Source organism: Lactobacillus melliventris, assembly GCF_013346935.1.
Lineage (GTDB): Bacteria > Bacillota > Bacilli > Lactobacillales > Lactobacillaceae > Lactobacillus.
In genome coordinates this window covers 76,695-95,713 of the sequence record NZ_JAAEEB010000001.1, presented here as the reverse complement: position 1 = coordinate 95,713, position 19,019 = coordinate 76,695, and the positions used below count along the sequence as shown (strand labels likewise).

At 34.0% G+C, this 19,019-nt stretch carries 18 protein-coding genes; 8 read left to right on the top strand and 10 right to left on the bottom strand.

Annotated features, from left to right (window positions below):
- Nucleotides 1–190: 190 nt before the first annotated feature.
- The 9 genes from GYV61_RS00435 to GYV61_RS00395 all read right to left on the bottom strand — a co-directional run bounded on the left by GYV61_RS00435 (nt 191) and on the right by GYV61_RS00395 (nt 8,552).
- Complete coding sequence (locus tag GYV61_RS00435; RefSeq protein ID WP_110445916.1) at nt 191–1,375, bottom strand: acetate/propionate family kinase; 1,185 nt, start codon at nt 1,373–1,375, stop codon at nt 191–193.
- 45 nt (nt 1,376–1,420) lie between these two features.
- Nucleotides 1,421–2,422, bottom strand: coding sequence for a class I SAM-dependent methyltransferase (locus GYV61_RS00430; protein WP_174794364.1), 1,002 nt, complete (start codon nt 2,420–2,422; stop codon nt 1,421–1,423).
- Nucleotides 2,423–2,612: 190 nt separating this feature from the next.
- Complete coding sequence (locus GYV61_RS00425; protein WP_174794363.1) at nt 2,613–3,122, bottom strand: ComGF family competence protein; 510 nt, start codon at nt 3,120–3,122, stop codon at nt 2,613–2,615.
- Entirely contained in the window at nt 3,106–3,381 is a 276-nt protein-coding gene (locus GYV61_RS00420) for a type II secretion system protein (protein WP_174794362.1), read from the bottom strand. Before GYV61_RS00420 ends, GYV61_RS00425 begins: the two co-directional genes overlap by 17 nt.
- Nucleotides 3,371–3,793 (bottom strand): prepilin-type N-terminal cleavage/methylation domain-containing protein, encoded by a 423-nt coding sequence (locus GYV61_RS00415; protein WP_174794361.1) that lies wholly within the window; start codon nt 3,791–3,793, stop codon nt 3,371–3,373. The genes GYV61_RS00420 and GYV61_RS00415 overlap by 11 nt, the downstream gene beginning before the upstream one ends.
- On the bottom strand, nt 3,783–4,124 hold the full coding sequence (comGC, locus tag GYV61_RS00410; protein WP_232352193.1) for a competence type IV pilus major pilin ComGC: 342 nt from the start codon (nt 4,122–4,124) through the stop codon (nt 3,783–3,785). The genes GYV61_RS00415 and comGC overlap by 11 nt, the downstream gene beginning before the upstream one ends.
- Before the next feature lie 6 nt (nt 4,125–4,130).
- A complete protein-coding gene (locus GYV61_RS00405) occupies nt 4,131–5,123 on the bottom strand; it encodes a type II secretion system F family protein (RefSeq protein ID WP_194240773.1) in 993 nt (330 codons plus the stop codon).
- Nucleotides 5,101–6,075, bottom strand: a complete 975-nt coding sequence (gene comGA / locus GYV61_RS00400) for a competence type IV pilus ATPase ComGA (RefSeq protein WP_174794359.1) — start codon at nt 6,073–6,075, stop codon at nt 5,101–5,103. Before comGA ends, GYV61_RS00405 begins: the two co-directional genes overlap by 23 nt.
- 194 nt (nt 6,076–6,269) lie before the next feature.
- Nucleotides 6,270–8,552, bottom strand: coding sequence for a lectin-like domain-containing protein (locus tag GYV61_RS00395; RefSeq protein WP_174794358.1), 2,283 nt, complete (start codon nt 8,550–8,552; stop codon nt 6,270–6,272).
- 401 nt (nt 8,553–8,953) lie between these two features.
- Here GYV61_RS00395 and GYV61_RS00390 point away from each other — a divergent pair, with 401 nt between their 5' ends.
- Nucleotides 8,954–9,292: a helix-turn-helix domain-containing protein gene (locus GYV61_RS00390; RefSeq protein ID WP_174794357.1), complete on the top strand. Its 339-nt coding sequence runs from the start codon at nt 8,954–8,956 to the stop codon at nt 9,290–9,292.
- 134 nt (nt 9,293–9,426) lie between these two features.
- Here the strand turns inward: GYV61_RS00390 and GYV61_RS00385 are convergent, their stop codons facing one another.
- Nucleotides 9,427–10,155, bottom strand: a complete 729-nt coding sequence (locus GYV61_RS00385) for a YebC/PmpR family DNA-binding transcriptional regulator (protein WP_122025907.1) — start codon at nt 10,153–10,155, stop codon at nt 9,427–9,429.
- A 261-nt stretch (nt 10,156–10,416) separates the two neighbouring features.
- Between GYV61_RS00385 and GYV61_RS00380 the strand changes: the two genes are divergently transcribed.
- From GYV61_RS00380 to GYV61_RS00350, 7 genes are all read left to right on the top strand, one after another.
- Entirely contained in the window at nt 10,417–12,024 is a 1,608-nt protein-coding gene (locus tag GYV61_RS00380) for an APC family permease (protein WP_194240780.1), read from the top strand.
- Nucleotides 12,025–12,205: 181 nt separating this feature from the next.
- Nucleotides 12,206–13,018 carry a Cof-type HAD-IIB family hydrolase gene (locus GYV61_RS00375; RefSeq protein ID WP_174794355.1) on the top strand — a complete coding sequence of 271 codons (813 nt, stop codon included), beginning with the start codon at nt 12,206–12,208 and terminating at the stop codon, nt 13,016–13,018.
- A gap of 46 nt (nt 13,019–13,064) precedes the next feature.
- Nucleotides 13,065–13,766, top strand: coding sequence for an ABC transporter ATP-binding protein (locus GYV61_RS00370; protein ID WP_046324661.1), 702 nt, complete (start codon nt 13,065–13,067; stop codon nt 13,764–13,766).
- Nucleotides 13,767–13,778: 12 nt separating this feature from the next.
- Nucleotides 13,779–16,571 carry an ABC transporter permease gene (locus tag GYV61_RS00365; protein WP_174794354.1) on the top strand — a complete coding sequence of 931 codons (2,793 nt, stop codon included), beginning with the start codon at nt 13,779–13,781 and terminating at the stop codon, nt 16,569–16,571.
- A 188-nt stretch (nt 16,572–16,759) separates the two neighbouring features.
- Nucleotides 16,760–17,524, top strand: a complete 765-nt coding sequence (locus GYV61_RS00360; RefSeq protein ID WP_174794353.1) for an ABC transporter ATP-binding protein — start codon at nt 16,760–16,762, stop codon at nt 17,522–17,524.
- Nucleotides 17,525–17,526: 2 nt separating this feature from the next.
- Nucleotides 17,527–18,258: a multidrug ABC transporter permease gene (locus GYV61_RS00355; RefSeq protein WP_174794352.1), complete on the top strand. Its 732-nt coding sequence runs from the start codon at nt 17,527–17,529 to the stop codon at nt 18,256–18,258.
- Nucleotides 18,258–18,977: an antibiotic transporter permease gene (locus tag GYV61_RS00350; RefSeq protein WP_174794351.1), complete on the top strand. Its 720-nt coding sequence runs from the start codon at nt 18,258–18,260 to the stop codon at nt 18,975–18,977. Before GYV61_RS00355 ends, GYV61_RS00350 begins: the two co-directional genes overlap by 1 nt.
- The last annotated feature ends 42 nt before the right edge of the window (nt 18,978–19,019 follow it).

The following is a 19,019-nucleotide window of genomic DNA, read 5'->3' as shown; positions in this document are numbered from 1 at the left end:
AGTCAGACCAGCTCAGCCATCACTATTAAGTTTGTCTCGAAATTTTTGAGCCAATTTGTTTTTTGCCAATCAAATATAATATTTCATTATGATGATGCTTTGCTTTTCGAATACTATAATATCAAAAATAAACAAAAAAAGTCGCTAAGTTTTTCTTAGCAACTTCTCTATTTTATTATAAATTTCATCATTAACTCAAGTGAGCTAAACGAACGACATCCCGTTCAATCATTAATTCTTCATCAGTTGGAATAACTAAAGCTTTAATTTTTGAATCTGGCTTCGTAATAAATTTCTCACCATTTGATTTATTTGCTTCTAAATCAGGGTTTAAACCAATAAATTCAAATGATTTCATGATATTTTCACGAATACCAGAATCATGCTCACCTACTCCAGCAGTGAAAATAATCGCATCTGCACCTTTCATTTCAACCATGTAAGAACCAATATATTGAATGACACGATTTACAAAAATAGCTCTAGCAAGATCAGCTTTTTTATCAGAATTTTTCTCTAGGTCACGCATATCTGAGGAAATCTCAGAAATACCTAATAGACCAGATTTATCATTCAAAATATCAATCATTTCGTTAATATCAATATGGTCTTTATTCATGATATATTGCAAAACAGATGGATCAACATCACCGGAGCGAGTACCCATAGTGATGCCTGCTAATGGAGTGAAGCCCATAGATGTATCAAAAGACTTGCCACCTTTAACTGCAGTAACTGAAGCACCTGAACCAAGATGACAAACAATCAGTCTCAAATCCTTGGCATCTTTACCAAGCATTTGAGCCGCACGACCAACTATATAACGAACTGAGGTACCATGGGCTCCATATTTACGTACGCCATATTTTTCGTAATAATGGTAAGGAATTGAATACATGTAGTGAACAGGATCCAAAGTTTGGTGAAATGATGTATCAAACACGCCTACTTCAGGAACTCCTGGTAGTAATTTCATAAAGGCTTCAATGCCTTTGCCTTCTGCAGGATTATGAAGGGGGGCATATTCTTTTAAATCATAAATTTTTTGTAACTTAGCCTTGTCAATTAGTGCCGAATCGGTAAATTCTTCGCCACCCGCAACTATTCTATGACCTACACCAACAATTTCGCTTAGGTCATTAACAACATGGTATTTCTTCAAAGCCGAAAGCAATAAATTAACAGCAGTTTCCTGATCTGGAATTGCAACTTTCTCAGTATGTTTTTCGCCATTTGCCAGTTCAATTTGGAAAGAGGATCCATTAATGCCTACTCTGTCGGCAATTCCTTCTGCCAAAACCTTTTCTTCTGGTAAAGCAAACAACTTATATTTAAAAGAAGAGCTGCCTGAGTTGATTGCTAAAACTTTTTTCATAAATGTAATTCCCTCCATAAACTTGAATTTTTAACTTTTCACAAATCAATTAATATTTTTAGTATACCACTCATTTAGTTTAACATTAAGCTTTATTAGGTCTTCTTCCTTTTTAAACGAGTCTAACTTTGTGAGAAATACTTCACTATTTCTGGCATCTTTTCCATGATTTTGAAAAATTAAAATTGATCTTTGGTTAAATTTGTTTTGAAAAGCATTGTCAGGCAATTCAATTATTGACCGTAAAAAAACTTTTTCTGACAGCCAAGGCATGAAGTCACTGCCGCCTTTACCAGAAAGAATTGTCTGTGGTACGAGTAGAAAAGCATAACCAGCTGGCCTGAGGTTCTTAATAATTTGTTCTATAAATAAAAGGTGAGCAAGCGAATGACCTTTCACAGATTTAGTAGCAAAATTAGCAGCATTATCATCAACCGGATAATAACCTACAGGCAAATCACTTACAACAACATCTGGTCTGGGAAACATCCAAGGAGTTAAACCATCTTGACAAAACATTTCAATATCAATTTTATTCAAATGGGCTGCAATATCTGCAAAGCTTAGCATTTCTTCATCATTATCAATACCATAAAGTTCAAAATCCGCTTTAGAATGGTTGGAATTTTTTAGTTGTCTGACTACAGAAAATAGCAAATTGCCAGTGCCAATTGCCGGGTCAGCAATAATTAGTTTTTCTTTTGGCAACAGTTTGAGCATAAACATAGCTATAACAGTAGCAATAGCAGGTGGAGTCGGCATTTGATTAACATCTAGCCCATCTTCATTAACAGCTTTTAAAACTAACAAAGTGAAGATTTGTATCTTAATTTTTGGTGAAAGCTGATCGTAGTGCAAATTAGCATACTTTTGACTCAATTTTTGAACGGTCTCTTTGTCAGGAGCTCCCAACTCAACTTTTATCTGATTATTTTCTAAATTGTCAAAGGTTTCAACTAGAGCATCACCCAAAGAGACATTCAAAGCTACTTGTAAACACTTAACACAATCCAAAAAATTATTAAAAAGTTTTTCTATATTATCCATAATTTCTTCCCCTTATCTCCTAAACATTTTAATTTTAATAGAAACAAGGTTATAAGAGCAAGCAAATCAATTATTAATCAGATATTCAATCAATAAAAAATTATTTTCCATACTTTCTTGATAAACTTCTAAATAAAATTGAATAAAAATCAAACAGGTAGTCAAAACTAAGACACTACTTAAAAGTGCGTTACCTCTTATTTTCCAACTTTTGCTTTTTATCATTTACTACCTTCTTCTTCAAATTGGGACGAGAATTAAATTTAAAGTATAATTCAGACTTTCTACCATCTTTTTCCATTACATTTATTTTAATCAACCTATCTTTTGTAAGAAAATCAGCTTTTTCAACATTCAGTAATAAAGGCATGTGCCCTCCTTTAGGTGTTGTCACGCGTACCATATCTTTGTATAGCGTCAAATAATAGGTAGTTGTCTCATTCTTCTTATTTGTTTTTACAAACACTGCTTTTGAGAAATTTGAATCTTTAGGTAAGGTATAAGCCTTTATACCCTTTTCATCATTTATAAACCGATTTAATTGCACATATGAAAAAACAACATCATCTGTTTTATGGTGCGCTTTATTAGCTAATGTCAATGTCTTTAACAAATTTTGTAACATCAATACTACAATTAAGGTAATAAGAACTGAGAACATTGCTTCAGCTAAAATAAAGCCTTTACTTTTTAATTTCATATTTTTTATTATTTTTTACATCGAGAATTTTTTTATTATCTACAAAACGATAAAGGCGGTCATGTACCATTACCTGTTTAACGTTGGCTTTTTTCATCACGTTCCAAGCATAAGTACGGTCAGTTTTTTGCTCAATTTTCCTTTCAATAAGTCTACTTTCCCCAATTATTAATTCTACAGTGGTAATTCCAATACATGCGATTATTAATCCAATCATGCTTTCCATTACTAAAAAGCCACACATTTTTTTATGAATCATTTATAGCACGTCCCCAAGTCATTTGTAATTTTATCTTTCGTGTATTTTTATCGTTACTGATGGTAATAGTATGAGGAGCCATTGAACCGGTAGTTGATATTTTTAAATTAGACAAATTATAAACATGTATTGACTGGCTTATTTTTAATGATTTAAAGTAATTATCTCCGACAAATTCTATTTCTTTCAAATCTGGAAAATACCTAACAACACATGCTTGTTTACTTGTTGCTGAAACACGAGCGGCTTGTTCCACTGCACTCCTAATTTCTCCAACTGTATTCTCTAAAATTAATTTTTCTTTATAAGCATTTAACTCTATTGCACCTATTCCTGTGATGATTATTGCTATGGCCAAGGTAATAACCATTTCTACGAGAGTAAATCCTTTTAAATTAACTTTATTTAGCATTCTTTTCAACGATACCATCTTTTACAGCATAGTCCTTCGACTTTGTCAGTTGCTTCTTAGTTAGATAACCATCTTCAAACATGTTCTGAAAACTGATTGTTTTACCATTACGATCTTTATCATCTTCGTATAAAGTTACTTGAGTTTGTAAAGTTGATTTAAAGGCGTCATCCGTTTTTCTATTTGCATTGTTTTTTTGTTTTGCTAAGTTCGGAGCAATAATCACTAAAAGCATCATAATTATTGCAACTACAACTACCATTTCTATTAAAGTAAATCCCTTAACTTTACTCTTTTTCGATATCAAATTTAGTATTTTTTTCTTCATCATTATTCCTCAAATTTTTTGCATCATTGCATACATTGGTAATAATAGCTTCAAATATAAGCCAATAATGCATAATCCAATTAAAATAAAACAAAAAGGTTGTATATTTACAATTAACTTTTCTATTCTTTGTGCTAATTCATTAAAAAGTGCGTGTCCTAGAAGCATGAATTTTTTACTTAAATCTATTTTCTTTGAACCGGTTTGTAATAACAAAAGTAATTCATTCGGTAAAAAATCCTCTTTTTTGATTATTAAGTCAGGACTTATTCCCTGAGCCAACTGCTTACCCACACTCAAGCCAATTTGTTGTTGTAATGAGCCCTCCACCTGCATAGCAGCATAATCACAAATTTTTTGTAAAGAGAACCCACTCGCAAGCAAAAGTCCAACATCGTAAATTAAAATATATTCCACGTATATTTGCACTAAGGGCCCAATAATGGGAAAATGCCTCAGTTTACGTAGAGAAATATAATCTTGTTTTTTTAGTAAAAGCAAGACTTTACTCATAAAATAAATTATTTCTAAGCAGGAAAATAATAAAATTAACAACATATAATCGCCAGTATGTTCACCAGATTCAGCAAATTGATTTGCTACAAAAGTTTGCATAAATAGTAAAAGGAAAATCATCATCAAAACTAAAACAAATGGATAGGTCAGCTCAGATTTTAGTTTTTTAAGCTGATCATTTTTCAAGCGATCCAGTGTGGCAATTTGAGTCAGGCACTCTGTTAAATTTCCTTGAGCCATTGATAATTCGATTTGAGTTACTATTGTTTTAGAAAAACCTAACTTTAACATTTCTGAACTCAATTTCTTCCCTGCTTGAATTTCAGTACACAATCTAATAAAAATATTTTTGTGATTTGGCCATATTACTGGCATCATTTCTAAACTCGCATTAAGGGAAAAGCCGTTAGATAAACTATTTTGTAAATATTCTAAAAACTCTAGTCGTTCTTTACTCGTTAATTTATCCTTGTTGATATTGCTCAAACATTTGCGCACTTATTTTTCCTCTTTCTTTGAGCTCACTTAAATTTTCCGACCAAGAGACAAAATCTGCCCTTTTTTCTTGGCTAATATCTTCTTGCAATTGGGAGCCGCTATCAATATCCATCAAACAGGCAAAACCATCTGCTGTAGGTAAAAGGCGTTGATAACATACAGCCGTCAAACAGTTATACAAATCTGCTGTACTAACGTGTAAACTTTCTAATCTAGAAATAGTTTGTAAAGTGCTTTTGGCATGAACCGTAGCAAAGACAAGGTGGCCACTTAAAGCTGCATCTACAGCTAATCTTGCAGTGACTTTATTTCTAATTTCTCCAATAATCAGAATGTCTGGTCGATGGCGCAAAGATGCTTCAAGTAGTCCCTCATAGCTAATATCAGCTGCTAAATTAACCTGTGTTTGTAAGAAATCCGCCTCTTGAATTTCAACAGGATCTTCAATAGTCATTACCATTTGGTTTTTACCTACTATTTTTGCCAAATTATACATAGTAGTTGTTTTACCCGACCCAGTTGGCCCACTGGTAATTATCAATCCCCTTCTTCTAGTTAAGTCTGTTAACTTTTCAATTTGCCTATTAAAAAAATATTTGCCAGAATCAATTTGATAAATAATCCTAACAACTAAAGATTCATTATCATTAAAGTCTCCAATGCTGGAAAGTCTTAAATAGTACACAACATTTTTATACTCATATTCAAAAGCTCCCACTTGAGGTCTCCGGTGTTCAGCTATATCCATTTGAGCACTAAATTTCAAAAAATTAATTATTTCTTTCCCTTCATTCACTGGATAGTGAGCTTGATTTTTGATTCCTACAATTGTTCTAAAGTTAACTGCTAACTTATTCCTCTGCAATAAGAAAAAAATGTCACTTGCACGCTTATTTATTGCTTCTTCAATCATATTATTAACTGTGTCTTTGATTCTCATCAATTCCCTCCTTTACTTTGTACTAATATTAAATACGCGAAATTGAGATAAAATTTTTTAATAACTAAAAAAGCTCACGCTAGCATATGAGCCTTTTGCGAATTTTAAATGTTCTGATGTAACAATCTAATAAAGCATAAAAAGGAGAGTTTCTAATTCTCTCCTTTATCTTAATTATTAAAATAAAATTAAACCTAATTTTCTTTTTTTCGTTTTATATATCTGTAAACTGCATTTCCTAATGTGCCAACCAGCATTAAACTTCCTAAAGCTAGCAAAGATAAATTTGAACTCTCTTCTTTACCTGTTTTTGGTAATTTATTTCTCTGACTTTCAGCATTAGGATTATTAGAATCATTGTTCTTTTGTGAATTTACAGTATTATTAAACCCACCTTTATTTCCACGATCAACTTTACCGTTCAATCCGTTCGAACCATTGCTGCCATTAGAGCTATTGCTGCTATTGGAGCCATTGCTACCATTAGAGCCATTGCTGCTATTTGAACCATTGCTGCCATTAGAGCCATTGCTGCTATTTGAACCATTGCTGCCATTAGAGCCATTGCTGCCATTTGAACCGTTAATGCCGTTTGAACCATTGCTGCCATTCGAACCAGTACTACTGTTGGATGAACCATTACCACCTTGAATTTTGGTATATTTAACAACCTTAATAATATCTTGACTGGCTGGATTTACTTCTGTACCTACTACTACTTTTTGATCTGCCACATACCCTGAAATCGCAGGTGAATTAACATCTTTAAGTGTCTGACTTGCTGGAGTCCATGGACCATACGGCAGAATAACTTTATGAGTAACTAGGTCAACTGTGCCATAACGGGTAAACCTCACTATTTGAACATTATCGGCTGGCTGAACATTGGCGGGTAATGGACTTGGATCTCCAACGTACTTGATGGTCTGTTTAACTTCTTTAATTAGGTTGGCATCATCATTTTTATCAGTTCCAGGTATATTTTCTCCAGGATTGAATTTTTGGGTTTTATGCTTCAAAGAGACAACGAAATTTTGTGGACTATCTTGAAATTTATCACCTGGTTTAAACTCATCAGAAACTACTTCATATCCTAGTTCTTCTAAACGGTTAATAGTTTTATCATGATTATTATTATTTTTATCAGGGAAAATTTCGTTTCCTGCAGTACCTATTTCAGTATGCGAGTATTCATCTAACCATTTATTTTCTACAATGTCTTTGTACACAAACTTAGCTTGTGGCTTACTTGCATAGATAAATTTTTTAATTGTAAATAGTTGTTTTGTTGGTAAAACTCCAGTAGAAGCCGATATAGTGAAAAAAAGATATTGATTTGTATTATCAAACTGTAACTGTCTAGAAGAAGTATATTTCTGTCCATTAATTGTTATAGTAACTGTAAGTGTGTGATCGTTTGCTATATATTTTAATAAAACAGGATTATCTTGTCCTTGATTAACATAACTTAAAGGAACTTTAAAAAGACTCGCATTGGTTGTATCCACACTTCCTAGTCCATTTTTATCAGTAGAAACGAAAGCGCCATATGCTTCATCCTTTGATGAAATTTCCACATCATTAGTTCCATTTACTGGGCCAGTATTCACACCGTCATTATACCAAGTATCAAATTTCCAACCTATAGCATTAGGTATGCCATTAATACCCAAATTTCCACCAGTTTGACCGACTTGATTTTTTTCTCCAGTATAAAAGGCAAAGGCAATACCATCAGCAATACCAGTATCATTACCAACCGTCGTCGTTGTTCCAAAATTCATTGAGCCTTCGAAAACAAAGTCTTGATTCAAGTCAATTGGATCCCTAAATGTGACATTGCCAGCTTGGTTACTACCACTAGTTAGAACTTGTTTACCAACTGAAGCACCATCTTTATCCGTATACGTGGTATAATTTCCTTCCCTAGCTGCACTACCATTTTGTTGAAAATAGTTTAAATAATTATTGGGATCTACAACAACAGTATTGGGACTACTGACACCTTCTTTCCGATTAATAACTTCAGATTTATTGTCATTATCATAACTATCCTTGTTACTCTCCACGTTTGTTTTACTATTTAAATAATTTTGATCCTGAACTGATAAATTTTGTACAGTCTTCACCTGTTGATTTTTTAAGACCTCAGATTTAAAAGAATTGCTTCGAGTTTTAGACTTTTTATTTGCGGTAGACTCCGATGTTATTTCTTTACGTTTGTCTGTTAAGTTTTCCTTTTTTACTTTTTTAGATTGAAAATGGTGTTTTATAATTTTAGGTCTTTTCTTTAATTTTAAGGTGTTAGTTTTTGAAACTACATTAATTTTTTTAGCTACTTTAGTTTGTCTACTTTGTACTTTAGCTGCATGCACTACCTCCTGATTATTTACAGTCCAAAAATCTAAAAGCGCAATAGTAGCACCAGATAATAAGAATTTTTTCCCTTCTTTGTAGAATTTACTTGATTTTTTCATGTATTCTCGCTCTTCTAATTTATAAATAACAATTTTTTTAAAATAATAATTTATTTGACGCAAAGTGATCTTTTGTGAAAATTTTGTTTCATTTTTTAAACCATTGCTATGAGTTGATGAATTGTTTTAACATTTAATGGAACTGTCTATTCTTGGGTATTAAAAAGACTACATTACTTTATGCAACCATTTATTTGCTTTTTCAACTACCACAAGTGATACTATTTATGTAAGCTAAAAAAGTAGTCAGACTTCACACTTCGGCTACTTAATTAACTTACACAATAATGAAATTTTTGTGCTGTCCACTACGTGAACAATTTTATTATATTACCACATATGGTAGCGGTCAAGTACAAAAATGCAATCATTTATGATACTTTTTGAAGGAAGAATTAAAAGTGAATGTTTACTCCCGTATTTTTGATACTGCCAAAAAACATGGAATGTCCGTTAAAGAACTGGCTAGAAAAGCTGATATCGGTGAAAATAGTATTTATCGTTGGAAAACCATTAAGCCCTCAATTAAATCATTAACAAAAGTAGCTCAACAACTCCATGTTTCGACTGACTATTTATTAGGTCAAGAAGAAAGTAACAGTAATTACTGCATAGATATAGCTGATGAAAATATTCAACTGTTGTATCATGGGCAAAATGTTCCAGAAAAATATGTTAAGATGCTTCGCTTCATTATGGAAGAAGATCAAGCAGAAATGACTAATGATTTAAAAAAATAACCTAAAAAGAAACTAATTCTATTTTTATCTATATAAAATTTTAGGTAAAAAAAGCATATAAAAGTATACTCATACTTTTATATGCTTCTTACTTTGATCATTTAATATAAAGGCCTTCTATATTTAGTCAGCATTTAATCTTCATCTGCAGCTGCTGTATAGACATTCTGAACATCATCATCATCTTCCAGAGCATCTACCAAATGGTCGAATTGTTCTTTTTTATCATCTGGAACTGGAGTGGTTGTTTCAGGTATCATTGTCAATTCTGCATTGGCTAACTTATAGCCCGCTTTTTCAAGTGCATCGCGTACTTGAGCAAATTGCTTAGGGTCGGTGTAAATTTCATATGCATCATCGCTGGTTTGCAAGTCATCACCGCCAGCATCCATTACATCAAGTAACATTTGATCTTCATCAGCATCAGTTGTTGAGCGGTCAATAACAATGTAGCCCCTACGATTGAACATATATGCAACAGAACCCGTAGCACCAAGAGAGCCACCATTTCTGGTAAAAGCAACTCTAACAGCAGAAGCTGTTCGGTTCTTATTATCGGTTAATGCTTCAACAAATATTGCTACACCGCCTGGAGCATAGCCTTCATAAGTAATTTCATCATAATGCTCGTCTGAATTTCCCTCAGCCTTTTTAATAGCACGATCAATATTAGATTTAGGCATGTTATTTGCATGAGCCTTATCCATTACCATACGCAAATTAGGATTTCCGGAAGGGTCAGGACCACCATTCTTTGCAGCCATATAAATTTCACGAGATAATTTTTGGAAAATTTTACCCCTCTTTGCGTCTTGCGCATTCTTGCGGCCTTGAATATTGTGCCATTTTGAATGTCCTGACATTTAAGAATCCTTCTTTCTTTTGATAGCGTATTAACGATATTATCTTACCGCATAGCACCACAAATTTCAATACTAGCAATTATTTAGCTTCACTTTTTAACATAAATTAATCCGTTTTCATTAAAATAAGTTTACCTTGACTCTGGTCAATTTTTTATTTAATTAGTAAAATAAAAACATTAATTGTTTTCAAAGGAGAGAGTTTTAGTGGAGGAAATAAATTCAAACAAGAAGTACATATCTTGGCCAGTCTTAACCCTAATGGCTTTTTGTACCGTGATCGGGCTGGACGATATTATGTACAACTTTCAAAATCAGGGAATGCCGGTTGTTACTTCATGGATTATCATGTGCTTGTTTTATGTCATTCCCTATTCATTAATGGTGGGCCAGCTGGGGTCTGTTTTTAATAATGAAGGTGGCGGCTTATCATCCTGGGTTCGTGGAACTAACGGAGAATTTCTCGGCTATTTTACTGCCTGGACATACTGGGCAGCGTCAATTCCTTATGCAGTTGATTCAGCTAACGAAATAATCGTTGATATTGGCTGGGCTTTGACCGGTTCTGAAAAGTTTCAAAGTCAAATTTCTAATACCAAATTCGCCTTGATGACTTTTGCGATGTTCATTATTTTTATTATTGTTGAACATTATTTTTCTCATTCAATGGAAGTTCTGTCTACAATTGGTGGTGGATTAATGCTCATTATGACCTTGATGTTTGTTTTCTTGGCTTTCTTGGGACTAGCAAAATCCGGTGGTCACATGGCAACACAACCGTTTACCTGGCGGACACTTATTCCTAAGTTTGACATGCATTATTGGACAACTATTGCAATGCTTATTTACGCACTGAATGGTTGTGAACTGGTGGCACCCTATGTGACTAAGATGAAAAAGCCTAAGTCTGATTTTCCTAAAGCAATGATTGCCTTGGCATTAATGACTATTTTCCTGACAGTCTTTGGCTCTTTTGCTTTGGGGATATATTTTAATAGCTACCATATTCCAAATGATTTAAAAATGAACGGCGCTTATTACGTTTTTGACATGGTAGGACACCAATATGGCTTAGGTAAAACTTTGCTCTACGTTTGGGCCTGGACATCTGTCTTTTATAATGCCGCTTTATTAGCTGTTCTTCTTGATGCCATGACTAGGATGCTCATTTCTGATACTGGCGATAAGTATATGCCTCAGTTTTTACAGAAAAAAGACAAAAACGGTCTACCTATTAATGGCTACATTTTAACTGTTTCTTTGTCAGCGTTTATTATGCTGTTAGGTATCTTCCTACCAGATATGAACGATATCTTTAATTGGCTGCTGAATTTGAATGGAATTATTTCTCCTGGAGTAACCTGCTGGATCTTCTTCTCTTTCATGCAGATCAGGAAAAACTCGCAAAAGTTTACCTCAGACTACGTTTTTATTAAGAACGATAAGCTGGGATATCTGGCTGGTTTATTCTTACTAATAGTGACTGCTGCAGCAACTATTTTAGGAATCGCACCTCAGGACATTAAAAAATTTAGTGGCTACTGGTGGTATGAATTAATAATCAATATTGTTGCTATCATTGTATTAATCGGCTTAGGTGCTATTTTACCAAGTATCAGAAGACGTGAAGAAGAATACGGTATTGCATTTAACAAGAAGCAATGGACAACTATTTTTGTTTTGATAATCGGTTCTATTATTTTTGATCTATACCTTGGTGAGAAAAATACACTATTTCACAATGCCGCAATTAATTTTGGTCAAATTAAAATTGGGGTAAATATTGTCATGATTATTATTGAAACAATTTTGGCAATCCTAGTTTGTTGGCTTGTCGGCAGAAGAAGGCCTACTCAAGTTAGCGACTAAATTCTAAATTAGCTCTATTCTCCGAAACTATTTTGGTTTCGGAGTTTTTATATATCAGAAAAATTTAGTTAAAAATGCTTTCAAAAATAGCAGTACTCAATATTATTTCTCCCACAGTGGTTAAAATATCCAAATATCTACTATATAATAGTAGTGACTGAAATAAATTAAGGAGATCTATATGAAAAATATTCCCTTTAAAGCTGTAGCCGTAGATATGGATGGAACTTTTGAAAATGATGAAAAACAGTTTGATCATGAGCGCTTCGAAAAAGTCTTAACTAAATTGCGCCAAAGACACATTCACTTTATCGTCTCCAGTGGCAGACCATTATCACGTTTACGTCAAGATTTTTATGAATTTTTAGATCGGATTGATATTGTCGCTGATAATGGTTCAATTTTAACGAAAGACAATCAAATAATAGTTCGCCATGTGTTTACTTATAAAACTGGCATAAAATTAATTAATTTTATTCAAACCAATTATCCTTATGTTCAAATTGCTGCCAGTGGCTTGAACAACTCATATCTGAGTAAAAAGGCATTAAGCAACTTTAAAAATTTGATGCATTATTTTTATCCTAACGCCTGTGAAATTGGCAACCTTATAAATATTCCTCCAAGTGATAGCCTAACCAAATTGACCTTAGAATGCTCTGCTGAACTTGCACACGAATTAGAACTAAAATTCAATCAGACAAATCCAGAAAGAATTCATTGTACTACCAGTGGTTTTAATAATATAGATGTAATGCCGAGTGGCGTTAATAAGGGACAGGGTTTAAAATATTTCCTGCGTTATTTTAATGTTAAACCTGAAGAATTAATTGCTTTTGGCGATGGTTTAAACGATCAAGAAATGATCGAATTAGCGGGATATAGTTATGCAATGAAAAATGGACATGAAGACCTTAAAAAAATTGCTAAATATGAGGCACCGTCTAATAACGAAATGGGCGTATTGCAAGTATTAGAGAGCTATTTAGATTAGAATAAGAATATGAATATTGTTTTAAAAATGATAAGGACAAATTTTCATGAGTTATATTGACGTACGACACAACTTTAAGCGTTACCATACAGGAGATACAGAAATATTAGCCAATAATGATGTTAGTTTTACTGTTGAAAAAGGTGAACTGGCCATTATTTTGGGTGCATCCGGTGCTGGTAAGTCAACTATTCTAAATATTTTAGGTGGAATGGATACTAACAGTTCCGGTGATGTCATTATCGATGGTAATAATATTGCTAAATATAATAAGCGGCAGCTGACAAGTTACCGCCGGACTGATATTGGCTTTGTATTTCAATTTTATAACTTAATTCAAAACCTTACAGCAAGAGAAAACGTTGAGCTGGCATCAGAAATCGTTCCTGACGCACTTGATCCGGTAAAAACTTTGGTTGATGTTGGTCTCAAAAACCGCATTAATAATTTTCCGGCAGAATTATCTGGTGGTGAACAGCAAAGAGTAGCAATCGCTCGCGCTATTGCCAAGAATCCTAAAATTTTACTTTGCGATGAGCCCACTGGTGCACTTGATTACCAAACGGGAAAAAGTGTTTTACAAACGATTATTAATATGAGCCGCAACAACGGAACTACAGTAGTTATAGTTACACATAATAGTGCTCTGGCTCCTCTTGCTAACCGGGTAATTCATTTCCATGATGGTAAGGTCACCCAAATTGAAGAAAATTCACATCCAGATAGTGTTGCAAATGTTAAATGGTAGAAAAGGCTAATCATGAATAAAGTTATTCTAAAAGATTTTTGGCAATCAATTAAGCATACCAAGGGCCAATTTATTTCTATCATGGGACTCATGATGATCGGTGCGTTTGCTTTAGTTGGTTTAATGGTTACTGGCCCAGATATGCGTGATACTGGCAATCATTATGCACAAAAGCTCAATACTGCTGATTTAACGGTTATTTGCAATTACGGCTTAGATCATAAAGATACGCAAAAAATCAAGAAAACTAAGGGCCTGCAGGCTGTGGAGTTTGGTTACATGACGGATACCGTTATCAAAAACAGTCAGGAAAGTTTTCGCATTTTTTCTAAGCCCAATTCTGTGGGCAAATATGAAGTTCGTAAAGGTCATCTGCCCACTAAGTCAAACGAAATTGCTTTAGCAGACCATTATTCTAATAAATATCAATTTGGTCAAAAAATCACTTTTACTGAAAAGAAAAATGTTTTAGGTACGACTCTATTAAAACGGAAAAGTTTTAAAATTGTGGGCTTTGTGCGCTCTAGTCAAATTTTATCCAATGTCAATTTAGGCCAAAGCAATAGCGGCACAGGGGAACTGAAAGGTTATGCAGTTGTCGATCCTGACGCTTTTAACCATACTGTTTATACGACTGCCAACTTAAGATATAAAGATTTGAGGGGGCTTGATTCTTATGGCAAGACTTATACCAGCAAGGTTAAGAATCATAAAAGAGTTTTACAGGATGATTTAAAAAATACTGCCCATCAAAGAAAAGCAAGGTTTCTTTCTGCTGCTGGCAAAAAACTTGCGCCGCAAGAAAAGAAGATCCATGAAGCTGAACAAAAATTAAAAGCTGCCAGTCATCAAATTAACGCTGCCGCAAAGCAATTAGCCAGTCAAAAAGAAAAATTAAATGCAAAAATAGCTCAAGCTAAAGCTGCTGGTGTAAATTTGCCACCATCTGCCCAGGCTCAATTAGAGCGAGCTGAACAAGAAATAGCTGCTGAGGAACAAAAACTCCAACAAGAGAAAAAAGTATTTGCACTAAAATCACGTAATGCAACCAAAAAAATAAAAACTGGTAAAGAGCAAATTAACAAGGCGAAAAGGCAATTAAATAAGTTAGCTCTTCCCAGTTATAGTGTGTATAACCGGCGAGAAGTTCCTGGTGGTGAAGGTAATTTAGTTTATACAACTGTGGCACAAGTAGTTGAAGATTTAGCAAAAGTGTTTCCGATTTTTCTCTATTTTGTTGCGGCTTTAGTTACATTTACTACCATGAATCGCTTTATCGACGAAGAAAGAATAAATTCCGGCACAATGAAAGCACTTGGTTATGATGATTATGTCATTATCAATAAGTTTCTGGCATATGGCTTCATCTCAGGTACCATCGGTACCATTTTAGGAGTTTATTTAGGCCATACTTTGATGCCGCAGATTGTTTATCATGCATATTACAAGTCATTAACGATCCCACCAATTGAATTACACTTTCACTGGCAGATCAGTCTGGTAGCTCTCCTATTGTCTTGGATTAGTTCAGTTTTACCGGCATATTTAACTGCGAAGAATGAATTTAGAGAAAAGCCAGCTGCCCTCTTGTTACCAAAAGCTCCGGCTGCCGGATCCACAATTCTTTTGGAAAAAATTCCTTTCATTTGGAACCATCTCAGTTTTACCCATAAAGTTACTGCTCGTAATATTTTTCGATATAAGAAACGCATGCTGATGACCATCTTTGGTGTATGTGGTGCTGCTACTATGCTTTTTGCAGGTTTCGCTGTCAAAAATTCAATTACTAACATGAATAACAGGCAGTTCAACGATCTAATTCATTACAACATGATTGTCGCCCAAAAGCCTGGTATTTCAGTTAACCAGCAAAAGACTCTCAATAATAAGTTAAACGAAAACAATATTAAATCGGAGACTCCAATTTATTACGAATCTATGTCTAAAATTGCCGGTAAAACCGGTGACACCCAAGACATTACGTTAATTGCACCGTCTTCTGACAAGGTATTAAAAGATTACGTTCATTTGACTGATCGTAAAACCAAACAAACTCTGCATTTAAGTAATAATGGCGTCATCATATCGGAACGGTTGGCAACTCTGCTTAAAGTAAGCAAAGGCGGATATCTAACGCTCACGGACAAAGATAATAAGTCTAGAAGAATGAAAGTAGCTGGTATTACGGAAATGTACATGGGACATTTTGTCTTCATGAATAAGACTCAATATCAGGATATCTTTAAGCGCAATTTTAAATCTAACGCCTATTTAGTTAACTTAAACAATCCTAGTCGCAAAAACACTAGAAATATAGCTGCCCAATTTATGGCTTTAGCCGGAGTGGCCGGTGTTGTCCAAAATACAGCTGTTAGTCAAGAGCTGGATGTCGTGGTTCAATCCTTAAATTTGATTATGCTGGTGTTGATAGTAGTTGCTGGACTTTTGGCAATCGTAATTCAATATAACCTTACTAATATTAATATTGCTGAAAGAATACGGGAACTTTCAACAATCAAAGTTTTAGGATTCTATGATAATGAAGTAACAATGTATATTTATCGCGAAACTATTCTTTTAACAGGCATTGGTATATTGGTTGGCTATTTAACTGGTGATTTGCTCTATCGCTACATTCTTTATGTTGTTCCACCTGACAATGTTATGTTTAATCCGGCATTATCTGCTCCAAGTTTTCTGTGGCCATTAGGTGTAATTGGTGTGATCACTATCATTTTAGGTTTTATCGTTAATAAAAAGTTAAAAGACCTCGATATGTTAGAAGCTTTAAAATCGGTTGATTAATTATAACCTGCTCGCAATGAGCAGGTTTTTATTCGTAAAAAAATTAAAAAATAAATAAAGTTGTGCTATACTTTTCTTATTAGATTTAATGTTCATGAAAAGATCTTCAAATTAACCTGTATACGAAATATTTATCATCCTTCCTTTTTAAATGATAAAGTTACTACAAATTAATTTTGGAGAAAAAATTGAATAATATTTTACAAGTTAAACATTTAAAAGAAACATATAAGGATAAAAAGCAGAAATTTCAAGCTTTAGATGATGTTTCTTTTACAATTGACCAAGGAGAGATACTGGCGCTTTTAGGTCCTAATGGTGCTGGAAAAACTACTATTGTCTCAATCATTGGCGGTTATTTAATCCCTACTTCCGGCCATGTGATTTTAAATGGTCAAGATATTACCACTGCACGAAAGAGACCAAACATAGGCGTTTCTTTTGGTGGTGATTTAGGTTTTTATCGTAACGCTACAGCTAAGCAAAATTTACAATTTTTTGATGACTTGGCTAAGGTACCTTTGCGCAAGCAGAATAAAGAAATTGAACGGGTTCTGTCCATTGTTGACCTTCTGAATGTTGCCAATAAAAAAGTGGGAGAATTTTCTAAAGGAATGACGCAAAGACTGCATATAGCACGCTCTTTGCTCAATAATCCTAATCTATTGCTCTTGGATGAGCCCACAAGTGGTCTTGATGTTGAAATTGCACAAAGTGTGCAGAATACAATCAAAAATTTGTCTGATTCGGGTATTAGTATTTTATTAACCAGTCATACTATGTCCGAAGTTGAAAAATTGGCTAAGCGGGTAGTCATTTTAGGTGCAGGAAAAGTATTTTTTACCGGCACCATTAATGCTGTTTTTGGCTTAGCTGAAAAAGAAATAAATCAAAAACCTAAAAATTTAGAAGAAGCCTACTTAGCTTTAGCGCCTAAATTAAGGAGGAAATAAAAATGCGTTTTATTCGTCTTTTCCTCTTTCATGTTAAAGATTATCTTTCAGATCAATATTTTGTCTGGTTGACGATCACAAGTACTACTTCTATCTTCTTAATGCAATATATTATGGCGTACGCTACACATAATTTGGCTAATACACAAATATGGCTCCAAAGCGGTATTTTTGGCATGTGGACTTCTTGTACAACCGTTGCCGGTTGCATTAGTTTTGAACGTTACAAAGGAACGCTGCCATATTTGCTAAACAGTCAATATGACGAGCGAGCTTCTTTAATTACCTTGCTTTTGCCTGCATCGAGCTATGGCCTATTTTCGTTTCCGATTGCATTTATTCTGGCCAAAATATTAGGAGCAGCTACTGGTAAAATTTCTCTGGACCAGATTTTGCTAATTTTTCTAATGTGGATCGGGTGCTCAGTAATGGGCATCTTAATTTCATCTTTTCTAACTCTGTCACCAAATGCAATGGTCTATGAGAGTTTAATCGGAACCCCAATATTATTATTAGCAGGATTATTCGGCAATAATACCATTTTAGGACCATTAACCAACGTATCACAATGGTTTATTCCAATCACGGCACCAATTGCTGCTTTATCCCATAATAAAAGCCTCAACTGGTCTTCTTATTTCTGCAGTTTACTTCTTTGGATTGTATTAATTGTGGTTATTGTCAGAAAAATTAACGACCTGGTAAGAAGGAAAGGAGCTCTGAAAATTATCTAATGTTTGCTACACAGTTCTCAGGCCTTTCATTTTTGAATAATTGGCGGACAAAGCTGACCTACTTTTTTATCACACCCATGATTAATCTAGCCCTGTTAGTATTAATCAATATGCAGTATTCTAATCAGTTTAATTGGGATGTTGCCATCAGTTCAATTGCAATAGATGCAGCGGTACTTACTCTTGAGACATTTTGTTCTGCTGTGATTACCGATGCAAATTTAAAGATTGACTTTGAATTAATTGCCAAAAAGCCTTTTAGTTTCAGATATTGGCTTACTAAGTGCATTGTTGCCATTATTATAGGCTGCACTTTAGCACTAATTAACCTCTTTCTATTGTACTTAGTAGGTGCGCCCCTAGACATTATTGGACGAGCTTTGCTCATGCTACCGCTTTTATGTCTTTATGGCTGCGCTTTAGGCTTTGTATCTTGGGCTATTTCCTGGCAAATGAATGATCCTTATTTTTTGGAGAATATTTTTAGTAGTTTAGCCCAATTAATATCAGGAGTACTAGTTGTAATTTCAGCTTATCCTGATTGGTTAAAAGCAATTGCTTTATTATTTCCTTTTTCAGAACCAGTTACTTATATTAAAACTGGTCATGCGAATCTTACTTACAGCATATTTATTACCTTCATTTGGCTTATTATTGGTATTTTTGCTTATATTATTCAAATCAAGCCTGTTTTAGCCAAAGGAAAACATCATTATTAAAGTTCACACAGTAAAAAAAGAGCGGTTGAATATAATTCAACT